Here is a 13,756-nt window from a genome sequence, read left to right as displayed (position 1 = left end):
CCGGGCCTGGGCCCGGTTTCATCGACCATCCACCCAGGCTCAGGCCTCGTTGCGCCCGGCCATCTTCTGGCCCAGGCGCACGGGCGCGGCATGCGTCCACTGCCCGTTGAAGCGAAGCCCTGCCGATGCAGGGAACAGCATGACCACAGTGGAACCCAGCTGGAAGCGCCCCATTTCCTCGCCCTGGCCCAGGACGATGGACTGGTCGTCATAGCGCCAGTCCTGGATGCGTCCGGGACGGGGAGGATTGACGATGCCGTGCCACACCGTGCCCATGCTGCCCACGATGGTGGCGCCAACCAGCACCAGCACCATGGGACCATGGTCGGTATCGAAAACGCAGACCACGCGCTCGTTGCGCGCAAACAGGCCCGGCACGCCGCGCGCCGTGACCGGGTTGACCGAGAACAGTTCACCCGGCACATAAATCATGCGCCGCAGCCGGCCCACACAGGGCATGTGAATGCGGTGGTAGTCGCGCGGGCTCAGGTAAATGGTGGCGAAATGCCCGTTGTCGAACTGGCGCGCCAACTGCGCATCGCCGCCGACCAGTGCCGTGGCGCTGTAGCTGTGCCCCTTGGCCTGGAAGATCTGCTCGCCCTCGATGGCACCGATCTGGCTGATGGCGCCATCCACCGGACAGACCCAGTCGGCCGAAGCCAGCGGCCGCACACCGGGCTTGAGCGCCCGCGTGAAGAACTCGTTGAAGCTGGCGTAGGCCGCAGGATCGGAATCGGCCGCCTCCGACATGTCCACGCCATAGCGGGCAATGAAGCGCCGGATGACTGCCGTGGTCAGGTCGCCAGCACGCGCCTGGGCCAGGCGCCCCATGACGGCAGTCAGCGCCTGCTTGGGCAAAAGATACTGGGAGAGAACGGCAAGTCGATCAGACATCGAGGTTTTGCTATAAAAGTAATAGAAGTTGTGGGCGGATTCTAGCCAACCCGCACCCCTCGCCCTCAACTCCTGCCGCTGCTTTCAGCACTTGCCAGGCCTGCCTCGAAGCCGAGCGCGCGATTTCCGGAGGCCACGGATGAAAAGCAGGTGACAAAGGCCGCACCCTCGCGGCAAAAATCCAACCTGTGTTTTGCGTGCGACGGCCGCATTGGGCTGCGCACGCGCGGGAATGCAACGCTGTAGAATTGGGAGGTTTGGCTGTTGCCGGGCTTTGCCTTTGCGACACCATTGTGACCTGGCCTTCCGTTCGGTCTGCGCCTCTTGCGCAGAACATCCACTGCTTTTTCAGCCTCGGCCCACGTACCCCATGTTCTGTGGGCCAGGCAAGGCCTTCGTGGTTCCGACAAGTGAGTGCCGCAACCGACCCAGACCTGAGAGATTGAACACATGGCCAAAGAAGAACTGATTGAAATGCAGGGTTCCGTCACGGAAGTCCTGCCTGACTCTCGCTTTCGTGTGACGCTGGAAAACGGACACCAGCTGATCGCCTACACCGGCGGCAAGATGCGCAAGCACCACATCCGCATCCTGGCTGGCGACAAGGTATCGCTGGAGATGTCGCCCTACGACCTGACCAAGGGCCGCATCACCTTCCGCCACCTGGCCAACCGCGGCCCTGGACCTGGCTCGCGTTGAGCAAAAAATTCGCCCATTGCGAAAATACCCATTTTTTTGACGCTACAATAGCGTTTTAGTCGGAGCGTAGCGCAGCCTGGTAGCGCATCTGCTTTGGGAGCAGAGGGTCGCGAGTTCGAATCCCGCCGCTCCGACCAAATGATTCAAGCCCCTGGTTCGAAAGAACCAGGGGCTTTTGTCTGCCCAATTCGCACGTTTTCAACGGAGCGTCGCCAGCGCAGCATCCCCAGCATGGCCACAAACCTTTCACACCCTTGCATCCAAGACTGGCACCCAGCCAGCAAATCGGCCCATGCGACTTTGGGAAATGGCAGCAGCTTGCGTTGAGCCTGCTCCTACAGCCTCGCAAGCCGCGCCAGGCCAGACTAGGGCTCCCAAATCAAGAAGGAGCTCCAATGAATTCCAACAGCCTTCAGCGCCGCACAGCCCTGGCCCTCGTGATGTCCGCAGCACTGCTGGGTGCATGCGCCCAGACCCAGCCAGCGCCCAATGCGCCTGTCACTGCGGTCATGGGAACGGTTGACCTGAGGGAGCCCGCTCCGCTTGCGCCCGATGCCGTGCTGGTCGTCGAACTGCAGGACACCTCGCGCGCCGATGCTCCCGCCCCGGTGATATCCCAGCAGTCCATGAGGCTCGAAGGCCTCAAGCCGCCCTACAGCTTCAAGCTGCCCGTCGAGCCCAGCCGCCTGAATCCTGCCACGCAATACACGGTCACCTCACGCATTACCCAGGGCAACCAACTCATCTTCATCAATGACACCGTCCACCCGGTCCTGACCCAGGGTGCAGGCTCGAAGGCCGACATGATGCTGGTGCGCGTTGCCCCCTGACTGCCCCTCTGGCGCCGCCCTCAACAATCAAAGCCTGCGGGGAACATGGGGGGGGCTTTGTCACGCAGGGCGCCAGACGGCCATCAAGGCATGCCGTTGGCGCCATGCAGGCGAAAGCCCGGCCGCTCGCAAAGCCGTTCGTAGTAGGCGCGGACTGCAGGCAATTCAGGGCGCTCCATGGGCGCCGACATCCAGCGGTGCGTGGACAGACCCAGCACGATATCGGCCAGGCTCAATTGCGCGCCAGCAGCAAAGGCGCCGGTGCGCGACAACTGGTCTTCCAGAATGCGCATGTGGCGATGCCAGGTCGCGATGCTGCCAGCCAGTTGCACGGGGTCCTGGTGCTCGGGGCTGCGCCTCACCAATCCCATGAAGGCATAGCGCCAGGCATTGTTCAGCTCCGTTGCCTGCCAATCCATCCACTGCTCGACAAGCGCGCGCTCGGCAGGTGCGGCCGGCAACAGGTCCTGCCGGTCATGGCGGGCCGCCAGGTAGCGGCAGATGGTATTGGACTCCCACAGCACCAGTGGTCCATCAAGCAGCACGGGAACCATCGCATTCGGGTTGAGCCCCAGAAATCCCGGCTCCTGCGTCGATCGATGGCCTGAGCCCCATTCCTCCTGATCGAAAGAAATTCCCAACTCCACGCAAAGCCACAGCACCTTGCGCACATTGATGGACGATGACTTGCCCAGAATACTAATCATTCGCGGCCTTCCTCCATTTCGGTGTTTTGCAGGCCTGCATTGTCCCGCGCCATCCGACAAGAAATGCGACCGAACCCCCACCGCTGCCGCATGATGCAGGCATGCCTCTGGAAATGCCCTCATCACGCCCAAGCGCCTGCGGCCCAGCGCCCTCAGATGCCGACCTCTGGACTGCCTACATTGATGCAAGCGCCGTACCCAACCCCGGACGCATGGCCATGGGCGCCGTCATCATCGCACCCGACGGACGCCGCCACCTGCTGTGTGAGCCCTGTGCCGAGCGAGGCTGCAACAATGAAGCCGAACTGCGCGCCCTGATGGCCGCGCTGCAGGCCCTGCAAGTCCTGCAGGCGCGCCGCCTGACCATCTTCACGGACAGCAGCATCCTGGTGGAGCAGTTGACTCCATCCCCACGCTCCATCAAGCCCATCGCACGCCTGGCAGACCTCTTTGATGAGGCCCGCACCATGTTGGCCAGGTTCGAGCATGTGCAACTGCGCTGGATACCCCGCCACCGCAACACCGAGGCCGACGCACTGGCCAGGGAAGCTCTTTTGCAGGCGTGAATCCCGCACCGCACCCGCACCCACACCCACACCCACACCCACACCCTTTCGCAAAGTCTCGGTTCATGCCGCCTGCTGTCTGTCCAGGCGCTTGAGGAACACGGCAATCTCCTTCACGACCTGGGCATCCCCCTTCTCCTGCGCGCAGGCCAATCCCGTATTCCACGCCCGCCGCGCTCCAGCAGCGTCGCCCAGCGCCAGCAATGCCCGGCCCAGCAGCTTCCACGCCACCGAATAGCCGGGATCGAGTTCAGTGGCCCGCTCCAGGTGTGAATGAGCCACCCCAGGCGCCTCGTTTTCAAGATAGGTCTTGCCCAAGGTACAGCGCAGCAGTGCCGAGTCCTTGCCGGATGCGAGCAGGCCCTCAAGCCTTTGCGTCATTTCATTCATCTTCAAACCCCTTCTGCGGCAACACAGGCCCATGGCTCCAGCGGCAAATTCTGCCTCTGCTATAATCCCGTGGTTGTCTGCGCAGGCAATGCTGTATCTCACGCCGGCGCGTCGTGCACTACGACGAAAAAAACAACGGTGACAGCCGCAGAGACGTTCTGCCGTAAAACGATGGTCGCGTAAGAGCCATCGTCCACATTCCCAGAAAAAAAGCCCGCTCCACAGCGGGCTTTTTGCATTGCACGACGCATTTGGCTTGAGGCGGTCGCATCGGAGTACAAAAAAAAACAGCTTTACGACTCAGATGCATGCAACTTCCGCTGCTTTGACCCCATCAAGCACCTTGTTTCAATTTACACTTGACAACCAGGAAGGACCGGAGACGCAGACGCAGGCGCTCTCATTCAAAACCCCTAGCATGTGTCCTTCCTGGATTGATCGCATGGAACGCTCCATTCAGCGCCCCGGCCGCCTCCGCAGCCGGGGCGTTTTTCTTGAGCAACAGCAGGTCAGGCACCGGTCCGGCAGGCGAAAACCGCAAAACACAAGCTTTTTTCTAATTCCAGAGAAAGTTATGGGTTTATTTGAGAATGATTCTTGTTTGCGTATATCATTCAACCCATGCTGCAGCATTCATGGTGTTGCAGCAGTTCAGTTTCATCGTGGGGCGACTCGTCAGGCCAGTTCAGCCTGCAGTCGTTTTTGCCAGCCAGCGGTATGCCGGTTAGCCAGGCTCTTTTTCAAGCACGATCGTTTCTGGATATCTCGCGCACCCCCTTCGAGACGGCGCCCGCAGCAGCAGACGCGCCACTTTTGCCCCCAACCCGGCCATCATCGAGCATCGGCCTGCGGTTGCGCACCAAGATCCTCCCCCTCCTATCCCTCTTGCACTCAGTCAGGCAAATACCTGTCCGCAGCTTCCCCTGCCCCAATGCAGAAAGCCCGGTCTGCACATGGTGCAGACCGGGCCTTTTCACGGAAGCATCAAGGGTTGCGGCGGCGCAGACGGATGGCCAGTCCACCCATCATCAGGCTCAGCAGCGCGACCGCCCACTCGCTCAGTGACGGAATCGCCGCCGGCGTACCGCCACCGACCGCGGCAGGCAGCACCAGGGCCGAAGGGTCTTCCACACGGCCATTGGCCAGCAGATCGTCATCGCCCAGGCCGCCATCGCGCAGCACGAAGGAGACGACGCGCCCCTGCAGCGTTGCAGGTATGCGGTACCAGTGCTGCGCGGTGTTATCAGCCGTGCGACCCCACTTCCAGTATTCAGCACCACTGGGCAGATCGTTCGGATAGGTCAGCCTGACCGTCACGAGCGCACCCGCATCACAGCCATCGGTATTGAGCTTCAACAGCCCATGTGGCACCACCGCCCCAGGACGTGGAGCACCCGGTGCCGCCATGACCTGCGGCGGCTCGGCCAGGCGGCAGCTGGCGCCACCGCCCACGACCTCGCCCGCAACTGCAATCTGGCTTGCTCCGGTGATATTGAATCGATTGGCAGGGTCCACCGCGCCCGCTGCGGTCGCCAGCAGCGGATAGCTGGCAGTCACAGCCGCATGGACACCATCGCTCACGCTCAGTTGCAAACTGGCTGGGCCGGTCACCGAAGCCATGTACATGGCGGCGCTCAATTGCCGCGACACCTGTTCGGGGCTGCCGCGCAGCTGTATGCCGGGCTGTGCGGCATCGGCATCCTCCAGGCCCAGCACCTGTCCGCCGCTGGCGACGATGGACAGTGTGACGACGGGGCTGTCGGCATCGGCCACCACCACATCCGCCAGATCGGCCGCCTGGCCCACCACCACGGCCTGTGCATTGGCAGGCACGCCGCTGAACGATGGCGCCTGGCCACCGAAATTCAGGCCCAGGAGGATGGGGTTGTGGTCACTGGAACGATAGGCAGTGGGCGCATAGAAGCTGGCCTGCTGATCCAGCGACTTGAACTCGACGTTGTAGTCGAGCACCTCGGGCTCCTCCGCATTGATGGCCCACTTGACTGCACGCCCCACGCTGGGCTGCAGGCTGGTGCTCACCAGCACATGGTCCAGCGAACCCCACATTCCGTCGAATGCGTAGGACAGCCCCTGGGAGACCTTGACATAGCCGCCGGTCTCCAGCGTGGTGATGGGATCTTCCTTCGCATAGGCGTTGAAGTCGCCCACCAGCACCACGTGGGGGCTGGTCGCGCCTGTGGGCCGGGTTGCCAGCCAGTTGCTCAATTGCCGGGCCGTCTTCACGCGTGCCGCGTTGTTGGCGCCCTGGCCGTCTAGCACGTCCGCATTGCCCGCGCCGCCGAGCACGCTGCCCTTGGATTTGAAATGGTTCACCACCAGGGTGAACTGCTCCGTGCTGCCGCCCACGGCAAAGGTCTGCGCAATCGGCACGCGGGCTCCGCCGATGCTTCCGTTGAAGGCATCGTAGGTGGAGACATTGGGTGCCGCTGCGCTGCCCACCGGCGTGACGCGGTCGCTGCGATAGAGGATGGCCACGGTAATGGCATCCGTGCCCGCGCCTGGCACCGTGCCTGCAGCCTCACTGAAGGGTGCCTTGACCACCGCATACACGGCGCCGGCAGGCTTGTCCGCACTCGCATTCAAGGCGTCGGCCAGATCCTGGATGGCGCTGCCCGGGCCAAAGCCATTGTTCTGCACCTCCATCAGGCCGTACACATCGGCGCCCAGCCCCAGCAGATTGGCCACGATCTTGGCGCGCTGCCTGTTCAGCTCGGCAACGCTGTTGGCGCCGCGAATGCCCTGCTGGTTGCCCAGCGGCGTGTTGAACATCACCTGGGAAGAGCCGCTTGTGGCACCGGTCAGGTTGAAGAAATTGAGAACGTTGGCAGACGCGATCCTGAGCGTGGCCGCTCCCACGGCCTGCTGCAATTCAACAGCAGAAGGTCGCGCGGCTCCCGTGAACTGCGGAGTCTGCGTGGGCTGCACGCGGTAGCTGGTCAGATAGGGCTGGCTGGCGGCAGCATCAAAGAACTGGTCGAGCACGCCGATGACGCGGTCCACGCCATCGCCAGCGCGCAGCGTGTTGGACGCCGACAGCGGCAAGCCGCCACGACCCGGCACGAACTCGGGATTCTGGGCCCCAGAGCGATCATCGAGAATGATCTGGCTGCGCTGCAGCGTCTGCACGTAGGCTGCATAGCCCGCCACGCTGGGGGCGTTGACTTCGGTGTACTGCGCCAACGGCGTATCGGCAGACAGCGTGACATTGCCGTAGCGGCCCAGCGTACGGTTGTCGCTCACCACCAGCTTGCCACCTGCGGTGGCGGATGCCACCTCCACACGCATACCTTCCAGGCGCTCCCATTGCCCCATGTCGCTGACAGGCAGTGCGATACGCACCGGCTCCGGCAAGGCCGCCGCGCCGCGCACAACGAAGTCCGTGATGGCGCTGAGCTGGGTCTGATTGCGGAACTCGCTCACCGAGGCGGAAATCTGCACCAGCTTGCCCACCATGCTCTCATCCACGCCAGGATTGGCGTTGCCGTAGTAGACAAAGATGCCCTCCGAGGTAGCAGCGTCGCCATCGGAGTCTGCCGCCTCTTCCTGCACGAAGAAGCCGCTCAGTCCAGGCATATAGGCCGTCACCACGGCACTCACCGTCACCTTCTGCCCCACCAGAGGAGACTGATCGCCAGAGCCCTGGACCGCAGAAATCCTGGTGACCGGCGGCTCGTCTCCTGTCGTGAAGCCCAGCGTCGTGCCGGTCCACACATTGCCCGAGGTATCCAGCACCGGCTCGCCCACGGAAACCAGGGTATAGGGAGTATTGACCGCCAGCCGCACACCCGCGTTGAGCGTGATGGTCGAGCCACTGAATTTGACCTGTGCCGCATCGCCAGCCTGCAGCGTTGCCACCACCGTGCCGCCCTGGCGCAGTTCGAAACTGCCGCTACCGGGTTTCACCGCCTCATCGAAACTCAGCTTGATTTCGGGATTCAGCGCCACCCCGGTTGCCGCCATCGCGGGAATGCTTGCCTGCAACATGGGTGCCGTGGTGTCGGGCAGCGCCAGGGTGATGGAGACATCATCAATGGCCAGGCCGTGGTCGTTGCCCACATCATTGAGCTCAATCCAACGCAGCCACAGCGTGGCACCTGGCGCCCAGCCCAGGCCGCGCAGATCCCCGCCCACATTGCTCACCCGCCCGGCCACGTTGCCGTCCACGGCGGCAGCATTGCCGGTGGCAACCGGCGATTGCCAGTTGAAGTTCGCGCCGGCAGGCAGCCATTCGGGCACGTCGGCAAAGGTGGCCCCCATGCCGTACTCCAGCACCATGGGCTGCGGTTCCGTATTGCCACCGTTGCGCCATTGCTCGCCGTTGAATCGCAAGGTGATGCCGTCGACCGAGCCACCCGTGTCATTTCGCACCGCCAGCGCAATCCAGCCCGCTACAGCACCCTGGGCCGGGCTGCCAAAGTAGGCCCCGCCTGATGCCACGCCCCCCAAGGCACGGTCCGCGCCCAGCCCCAGGCTGTAGAAGCTGCCGGTGTTGGAGGCACCATTGCCAGCCACATAAGAGGTGATGGATGCCAGGTTCTTGTTGAAGAGAAACCATCCCGGCAAGGTGCTGTTATTGGCCCACGCCAGCCCCACCCCGGAATCTGCCAGGGTGTCGAAATTCTGCGTGTAGGTGCCGTTGAAGGGAACCTGCGCCCATACCCCGGCAGATGCCGAAAGAAGCAGCCCCGCGCCATACAGACGCCAACGATGGCGCTGCAATGGCGCACTCACCGGATTGGCCGGGTTGAAAACAAATGGAATCAGCGTGGCAGCAATAGACATGGATGCGCAATAAAAAAGCAATGCGCTCCCCCCCATGGTTGCGCAACTCCCGGTTTATCGCGCATGGAGATGACCAGCCTGTGACTCGGCAGATGCTCCTCCGTCCTACGTGCAGACTCGCCTCCCACCCATCGGCGGACCTGCGCACGCCAGGCATCATCGCCTTCAGTTTCTGCACCGTTTCATTGCCGGGTCTGGGGCATTTCCTCCTCCCTCCCTCTCATTCCCCCAGGAAGCTTTCAAAAAGCACCGGCTCTTTCTTCCCAGGCCAGCGCAAGCCGCTGGCCTTTTTCTTGAGCGCATCTCGTCGCCCCAACCATCCCCATCGACTGTCTTGAAGGTGCTACGTCGCTGGTGACTTTTCCTGCATTCGCACACTCTTTTTCTTACTCATAACTTACAAAATATTCATGGCCGTGATATACAAGCGCATCTCCCACTGCAAATCATCATCGCCATGACATCCGACTACAAGGCCCTGTTGCAACAAAAAGCCGAGCTTGAGAAAAAAATCGACGCACTCATCAAGCATGCGAAGACCGATGCGATCACTGAGGCGAAGGCGATGGTGCAGCAATATGGCCTGACGAAAGAAGACGTCTTCCCCTCCGCCAAGAGCAAACCCAACAAGGCCGGCAAGCGCAGCGTGGGAGAGCCCAAATTCCGCAACCCAGAAACCGGCGCCACCTGGACAGGCCGCGGAAAGCCGCCCAAGTGGATAGAAGGCAAGGACCGCGCAAGCCTCGCCATCTGAGGATCGACACCGGGCGCCGGCCATGGCTCCAGTCGGCACCCCCTATTCCGCCGCGATGCCATACCATGCGATTTCCACCACAAGGAGGAAACGCACATGAGCAAACAGAGCACAGACACCCTGTTGGCAGCAGAACTGGCTGATCACTTCATCGAAGTCATCCTGTCCACCAAACCAGAGCTGCTGGTCTCGGGCATCGGGGGGGGTGGCAGACCTGCACCACATACAGCAAGGGGCCAAGGCCCTGGCGCATTTCCGCCTCACGCTGATCCAGGAACTGTCGCAACAGCCCATGCCCGGCATGGGCGCCAACTGAATCAATCCTGGACCCACCTCCTTGCCGGGCCTGCTCCCGCAGCCCCTGCGAAATCCGTGCGATTCTGACGACACCGCAGGACACTTCAAGGCAAGAAAAAACCGCCACACACTGAGGTCTTCAGTGTGTGGCGGTGTCTTGGATGGTGGAGCTGGCGGGAGCGAAGTCCCGAGTGTTCCCTTGCCTAAAAAACCAGTGTTTTCAACAACTTAGAGCTGAGCTACAAAACTCCACTACGTTTGGCACGTCGAGGGCGTTGAAAAGTGTGCCCCCGAAGTGTATCCCACGGTGTGCCCCCGGTGCAGGGCACAAAGCGCAGGATTCGCGGATGGGGGTTCAAGGCCGGAACCACACGGAGCCGTAAAATGGGGTAAAGGTCGCCACAGTGACCAAAGGCGAGCTCTCGCGCACGGCCCCCCGGGCATGCGAGCAGCCGACTGCGCCTGCGCAGACATAATCCATAACCCTTTTAGGGTTGACGAATCACCCTAAAAGGGTTAAATTATGGCAAATCCGACGTATCTGCTGGTTGATGTTCAGACTCAAATTAGGGCGCTCGGCCGCAAGGCGTTCACTTCGACTGCCATTGCGACCGCTCAGGATGAGCTGGGCATGACGGTGGAGGAAATGGTCGGTTTCATCTGCTCTCGAACCGATACGACATGTTTCAAAACCATGGAGTCGGGCAAGATTCCAGGAGTGTGGATGGATGTTTACAACTGGCTGTGTCCGAACAAAACGCAGATGGCCTATGTGAAGGTTTCACTCGACCCTCGAAGCAAAGTAGTGATTTCGTTTAAGGAGTTGTAAGATGGAAGTCAAGATCACCAAACCCTGCCAAGCGTGCGAGGCGGGCAAGCTGCACTACGATATCCGCGATATCAAAATATCCCGCCGTGGATTGAATTCCGTTGTTCCGCGCATCGCTGGCTGGTTTTGTGATTGCTGTGAAGAAATCGATTTTGACGAGAGCACCGATTCGGGTGACCGCTTTGCCGCCGCAGGCGACCAGTTGGTGCTGGACGACCGCAAAAGAATTGCTGAATCGCTTAAGGCAGCAAGGACTGCGCTCAACATGACCCAAGCGGACGCCGCGCTCATTGCTGGCGGTGGGCACAACGCATTTTCCAGATACGAAACGGGCACCGCCCAGCCAGTCGCGGGCGTGGTCCATCTCTTTGAGCTGTTGGTGCGCCATCCTGACCTCCTCCCGGAAGTGAAAAAAATGGCCGAGCCGAGGTTTTCCAAGGCCGTTCGAGTCAACGCGTGAGGCGACTGGCTTCGTTTGCCTTGACCAGCGGGCTTACCGAATAAATTGCTCTTTGAAAGCCACCTCTCGGGGTGGCTTTTTTATTGGTCAAAACCCGCTGGCCCTGGGGCAGGGCCAGGATTGCGGACCCCGGTTCAATTCCGCATTTCTTTCGAACGCGAACAAGTCTCAGGAGGAAGGGAGCGTTCTGGCTAAGACAGTGCTGGCATTGTTGAGTGCAAGCCGAGCTTCTTCAAGATGCATTGCCTCTTGTCTTGTCCCCGACTCATACTGCCGCGCCTTGGTCAGTTCTCGTTGCGCTGCTTCGATGTAGGCATCGACACGGTCGAGGAAGAGAGATGTTTCTTTGTTCATCCCTTCAACTTGCCTGACGCGCTCAGCATTTGCAAGGGACGTGGCGAACCACAGCGCAAAAGCACCAACCAAGCACAGCTTGCGCAGGCTTCCAGGAACTCGGTGCCCTCACTTGGCTAAGCGTCACACCCGCATGATGCCCCGAATCAATGACGGAGACATACCGCCCGTAGCTGCGTGAACCGCGTGGCTTAAATGAGCACCGTGGCTGTAACCAGCGCTAAGAGCTATGTCATTGAAATTTCTGTTGCTCCACAAGATTTCATGGGTAGCGCGCGCGAGCATACAAGCTCGCTTTATTTTTACAGCGCTAAGTCCAAATTCAAGCAAGCGCCTCTCCAAAAATCTAGGATGAATTGAAAGCCGCTGACAAGCGTCGCTTACCTTAGCCTTTGGGTACTCCTCAAAATACTCGCTTAGCTCCGAGCATCGGGTTTGCGTTTGTATGTGAGCGGATGGACCTGCTGGCGTACGCCCACATCGCCGAAGACAAGCCGCTGGCGGACTGGCTGATCAAGCAGGGGATGAATCCCCGGCAGGAGTATCCGTGCGACTACATCGACAAGCCAATGACAAGCCAGAACTTGCAGGCGATGCTTGCTTCCTGATTCGGCTAAGGCTTGGTGGAAACCAGTGATTGCGGCCCCGCAAGCTGGTCGAAATAGTCGTCCGGCCAATCCCAGAAGGATGGGGGGGCACTGTTCGGCTTGCGCCGTTCACGCGCCCTCGCCTCCCTGCATAGTGCCTCCACCATCTGCAGCACCTTCGTGCAGTCGGCGTCTCGCGCTGCGCGCAGAATCATTGCCAAACCTGGGCGCGGGGAGTCGGCCCGCGTCGCGGTAAGGTGGTCGCGCATCGGATACGTAATGCGCACCGGTTCGGGCGCGTCAGGGGAGAGGCTTTCCCTCTCCGCCTGCCGCTCCTCATCCTCCCAAGCCGTGCAGGTGGGGATACCCAGCTTCTTGGCAATGTCGCCAGCGTGGAAACGGCTACGGCCTTGCAGTGCTTCGATGGCGCGCAGCCATTCGGCCGATGCCTTGGCATCTCCACGGGCCGCGCGGTCAAGCAATTGGCCCAGCAACAGCCCTTTTCTGCGCGCCTTCTTGGTGTCGTGGTTCGACATTTCGTGCGCGAGCTCCTGTTTGGCAAGGTAGTCCGCCATGGCGTTCAGTTTCAGGTCAAAGCCGTGCTCGTTGCACTTGCCGCCCACCTGGGCTACCGCTTTTTCCCACTCGGCGCGTGCAAGCGCTTCGAAAGCGGTCAAATCTGCCCCTAGGAGGTAGGTTAGAAGGACGTGAAAGTGCCCATGAATGCCATGAGCGCCCACTGGCGCTTCGAAGCTTTTCAGCTTGCCCAGGCAGCCGATTGCCTTATAGCGTCGGGACATGTTCTTATCGAAGAGCTTAAATGCGGCGTGCAGGAGGTCGATGGAGTCTTTCCAGTTGCCGTCGTAGCTGTGGGCCATGGTGAAAGTCATCATCGCTGCCCCCAAGCCATGGACCTCCAATGCCGGAATTAAGGCAGCACGAATCCACGAACGGGCCTGCGAGACTCTGGCGCGGCCGCATTGGTCGCAGGTCCAGACGTTCCCACATTTGAAATGGCCGTGTAGCTTCGCGCCGTCAGGGCCAACCTCAATTTCCGCGTTTGTGGCGTCGAATCCAAAGGCGCGCCATCGTCCGCAGCCAACGACCGATGAACCCCTGAGATTTTCCCCGTTGCGGTGGTAGTAGCCTGCCATCAGCCGCGAAGCGGTTGAAACACGGATATACGACCTATTTGGGCTCGATTTTGATGGTGTTTTTTGGTCAAGCGACATTGTCGGCTTTCGCGCCGACTTGTTTACTTGACAATGAACGATGAATTAGTATCATGGACTTGTTCCCTGTACTGCATTTCCCGGCTAAAAGAAGGTGCAGTAAAAAAGGCCCGCCCCGTGCGGGCCTTTTTCTTTGTCCAATCAACTTATCAATCGTGGGGGTGCGGGGTCAAGTGATGACGGAGAGAATCGCACTCCTGATATCAGTTTTAAGCACTGTGTCGGAGTATGCCTATTCTTCCCAAGGTCGGCAACCTGATATCAATTTTGCTTTATGGCCCTCATCCATTTTTATCCATAAAAATAGATGAGGTCGCCCCCGCGAGGCGAAGGCGATAAATAAAGAATGATATC

At 60.6% G+C, this 13,756-nt stretch carries 14 protein-coding genes and 1 tRNA gene; 8 read left to right on the top strand and 7 right to left on the bottom strand.

The window, feature by feature from the left end; translation table 11 throughout:
• Positions 1 to 39: 39 nt before the first annotated feature.
• Positions 40 to 894 (bottom strand): archaetidylserine decarboxylase, encoded by an 855-nt coding sequence (asd, locus tag ACFPFG_RS29310; RefSeq protein ID WP_380109416.1) that lies wholly within the window; start codon positions 892 to 894, stop codon positions 40 to 42.
• Positions 895 to 1,344: 450 nt separating this feature from the next.
• Here asd and infA point away from each other — a divergent pair, with 450 nt between their 5' ends.
• From infA to ACFPFG_RS29295, 3 genes are all read left to right on the top strand, one after another.
• On the top strand, positions 1,345 to 1,593 hold the full coding sequence (gene infA / locus ACFPFG_RS29305) for a translation initiation factor IF-1 (RefSeq protein ID WP_012206460.1): 249 nt from the start codon (positions 1,345 to 1,347) through the stop codon (positions 1,591 to 1,593).
• Between the two features lie 60 nt (positions 1,594 to 1,653).
• Positions 1,654 to 1,730, top strand: a tRNA-Pro gene (locus ACFPFG_RS29300).
• A gap of 258 nt (positions 1,731 to 1,988) precedes the next feature.
• Positions 1,989 to 2,423: a YbaY family lipoprotein gene (locus ACFPFG_RS29295; protein ID WP_380109413.1), complete on the top strand. Its 435-nt coding sequence runs from the start codon at positions 1,989 to 1,991 to the stop codon at positions 2,421 to 2,423.
• Between the two features lie 83 nt (positions 2,424 to 2,506).
• Here the strand turns inward: ACFPFG_RS29295 and ACFPFG_RS29290 are convergent, their stop codons facing one another.
• Positions 2,507 to 3,130 carry a glutathione S-transferase family protein gene (locus ACFPFG_RS29290; protein WP_380109411.1) on the bottom strand — a complete coding sequence of 208 codons (624 nt, stop codon included), beginning with the start codon at positions 3,128 to 3,130 and terminating at the stop codon, positions 2,507 to 2,509.
• A gap of 101 nt (positions 3,131 to 3,231) precedes the next feature.
• Here ACFPFG_RS29290 and ACFPFG_RS29285 point away from each other — a divergent pair, with 101 nt between their 5' ends.
• The gene (locus tag ACFPFG_RS29285) at positions 3,232 to 3,696 is read left to right on the top strand and encodes a ribonuclease HI family protein (RefSeq protein ID WP_374617404.1); all 465 of its coding nucleotides are present in this window, start codon (positions 3,232 to 3,234) and stop codon (positions 3,694 to 3,696) included.
• A 63-nt stretch (positions 3,697 to 3,759) separates the two neighbouring features.
• On the opposite strand, the gene ACFPFG_RS29280 is transcribed toward ACFPFG_RS29285, so the two are convergent.
• Both ACFPFG_RS29280 and ACFPFG_RS29275 read right to left on the bottom strand, forming a co-directional pair.
• A complete protein-coding gene (locus tag ACFPFG_RS29280; protein ID WP_380109408.1) occupies positions 3,760 to 4,086 on the bottom strand; it encodes a tetratricopeptide repeat protein in 327 nt (108 codons plus the stop codon).
• 984 nt (positions 4,087 to 5,070) lie between these two features.
• A complete protein-coding gene (locus ACFPFG_RS29275) occupies positions 5,071 to 8,889 on the bottom strand; it encodes an ExeM/NucH family extracellular endonuclease (RefSeq protein WP_380109406.1) in 3,819 nt (1,272 codons plus the stop codon).
• Positions 8,890 to 9,346: 457 nt separating this feature from the next.
• On the opposite strand from ACFPFG_RS29275, the gene ACFPFG_RS29270 reads away from it, so the two are divergent.
• The 3 genes from ACFPFG_RS29270 (at position 9,347) to ACFPFG_RS29260 (ending at position 11,229) form a co-directional block, all read left to right on the top strand.
• Positions 9,347 to 9,643 (top strand): H-NS histone family protein, encoded by a 297-nt coding sequence (locus ACFPFG_RS29270; RefSeq protein WP_183019736.1) that lies wholly within the window; start codon positions 9,347 to 9,349, stop codon positions 9,641 to 9,643.
• An 820-nt stretch (positions 9,644 to 10,463) separates the two neighbouring features.
• Positions 10,464 to 10,769 carry a type II toxin-antitoxin system MqsR family toxin gene (locus tag ACFPFG_RS29265; protein WP_380109404.1) on the top strand — a complete coding sequence of 102 codons (306 nt, stop codon included), beginning with the start codon at positions 10,464 to 10,466 and terminating at the stop codon, positions 10,767 to 10,769.
• Position 10,770: 1 nt separating this feature from the next.
• Positions 10,771 to 11,229 carry a type II TA system antitoxin MqsA family protein gene (locus ACFPFG_RS29260; protein WP_380109402.1) on the top strand — a complete coding sequence of 153 codons (459 nt, stop codon included), beginning with the start codon at positions 10,771 to 10,773 and terminating at the stop codon, positions 11,227 to 11,229.
• A gap of 168 nt (positions 11,230 to 11,397) precedes the next feature.
• On the opposite strand, the gene ACFPFG_RS29255 is transcribed toward ACFPFG_RS29260, so the two are convergent.
• Together ACFPFG_RS29255 and ACFPFG_RS29250 are read right to left on the bottom strand one after the other, a co-directional pair.
• Positions 11,398 to 11,583 carry a hypothetical protein gene (locus tag ACFPFG_RS29255; RefSeq protein ID WP_380109400.1) on the bottom strand — a complete coding sequence of 62 codons (186 nt, stop codon included), beginning with the start codon at positions 11,581 to 11,583 and terminating at the stop codon, positions 11,398 to 11,400.
• 123 nt (positions 11,584 to 11,706) lie between these two features.
• Positions 11,707 to 12,030 carry a helix-turn-helix domain-containing protein gene (locus tag ACFPFG_RS29250; RefSeq protein ID WP_380110355.1) on the bottom strand — a complete coding sequence of 108 codons (324 nt, stop codon included), beginning with the start codon at positions 12,028 to 12,030 and terminating at the stop codon, positions 11,707 to 11,709.
• A gap of 8 nt (positions 12,031 to 12,038) precedes the next feature.
• On the opposite strand from ACFPFG_RS29250, the gene ACFPFG_RS29245 reads away from it, so the two are divergent.
• Positions 12,039 to 12,191, top strand: a complete 153-nt coding sequence (locus ACFPFG_RS29245) for a hypothetical protein (RefSeq protein ID WP_380109399.1) — start codon at positions 12,039 to 12,041, stop codon at positions 12,189 to 12,191.
• Positions 12,192 to 12,196: 5 nt separating this feature from the next.
• On the opposite strand, the gene ACFPFG_RS29240 is transcribed toward ACFPFG_RS29245, so the two are convergent.
• Complete coding sequence (locus ACFPFG_RS29240; protein ID WP_380109397.1) at positions 12,197 to 13,402, bottom strand: hypothetical protein; 1,206 nt, start codon at positions 13,400 to 13,402, stop codon at positions 12,197 to 12,199.
• Positions 13,403 to 13,756: the final 354 nt, after the last annotated feature.

The sequence above is a fragment of the Delftia deserti genome, assembly GCF_042653485.1.
GTDB classification, from domain to species: Bacteria; Pseudomonadota; Gammaproteobacteria; order Burkholderiales; family Burkholderiaceae_C; genus Comamonas; species Comamonas acidovorans.
The sequence above is the reverse complement of the archived record's forward strand: the minus strand, read 5'-3'. Positions and strand labels throughout refer to the sequence as shown.